The sequence below is a fragment of the Bacillus sp. ME78 genome (assembly GCF_903970865.1).
Classification (GTDB): Bacteria; Bacillota; Bacilli; order Bacillales; family Bacillaceae_G; genus Bacillus_A; species Bacillus_A cereus.
Genome location: NZ_CAJCKK010000086.1, coordinates 1 through 827, shown reverse-complemented (window position 1 = coordinate 827; position 827 = coordinate 1). Strand labels below are relative to the sequence as shown.

Genomic DNA, 827 nt, shown 5'->3' with positions numbered 1-827 from the left:
AGATCCCTGAAAGATGATCAGGTTGATAGGTTCGAGGTGGAAGCATGGTGACATGTGGAGCTGACGAATACTAATAGATCGAGGACTTAACCATATAATATGTAGCAAATGTTATCTAGTTTTGAGAGAATATAAAAAACTTGTTGACTTTTAAAGTAAACAAGTTATAATAATGATTGTCTCAAAAGAATAATGTCTGGTAATGATGGCAGAGAGGTCACACCCGTTCCCATACCGAACACGGAAGTTAAGCTCTCTAGCGCCGATGGTAGTTGGGACCTTGTCCCTGTGAGAGTAGGACGTTGCCAGGCAATATTATTCCGCAGTAGCTCAGCGGTAGAGCTATCGGCTGTTAACCGATCGGTCGTAGGTTCGATTCCTACCTGCGGAGCCATTGGAGAGCTGTCCGAGTTGGCCGAAGGAGCACGATTGGAAATCGTGTATACGTCACAAGCGTATCAAGGGTTCGAATCCCTTGCTCTCCGCCATAGGATTTATAATATTTGGCCCGTTGGTCAAGTGGTTAAGACACCGCCCTTTCACGGCGGTAACACGGGTTCGAATCCCGTACGGGTCACCACTTTGGAGGATTAGCTCAGCTGGGAGAGCACCTGCCTTACAAGCAGGGGGTCGGCGGTTCGATCCCGTCATCCTCCACCATATAAATTTTATATGAATAGTATTATCGCGGGGTGGAGCAGCACGGTAGCTCGTCGGGCTCATAACCCGAAGGTCGCAGGTTCAAATCCTGTCCCCGCAACCAAATGGTCCCGTGGTGTAGTGGTTAACATGCCTGCCTGTCACGCAGGAGATCGCCGGTTCGACCC

At 49.0% G+C, this 827-nt stretch carries 5 tRNA genes and 2 rRNA genes; all 7 read left to right on the top strand.

Annotation, left to right across the window (positions count from 1 at the left end):
- Positions 1-94, top strand: a 23S ribosomal RNA gene (locus H6481_RS28230); the annotation flags it as partial.
- Between the two features lie 101 nt (positions 95-195).
- Positions 196-311, top strand: a 5S ribosomal RNA gene (gene rrf, locus H6481_RS28225).
- Between the two features lie 8 nt (positions 312-319).
- Positions 320-394 (top strand) — tRNA-Asn (locus H6481_RS28220).
- Positions 395-396: 2 nt separating this feature from the next.
- Positions 397-488: transfer RNA gene (locus tag H6481_RS28215), tRNA-Ser, on the top strand.
- Between the two features lie 17 nt (positions 489-505).
- A tRNA-Glu gene (locus H6481_RS28210) sits at positions 506-580 on the top strand.
- A gap of 4 nt (positions 581-584) precedes the next feature.
- Positions 585-660, top strand: a tRNA-Val gene (locus tag H6481_RS28205).
- A 26-nt stretch (positions 661-686) separates the two neighbouring features.
- Positions 687-763: transfer RNA gene (locus H6481_RS28200), tRNA-Met, on the top strand.
- Positions 764-827 lie beyond the last annotated feature (64 nt).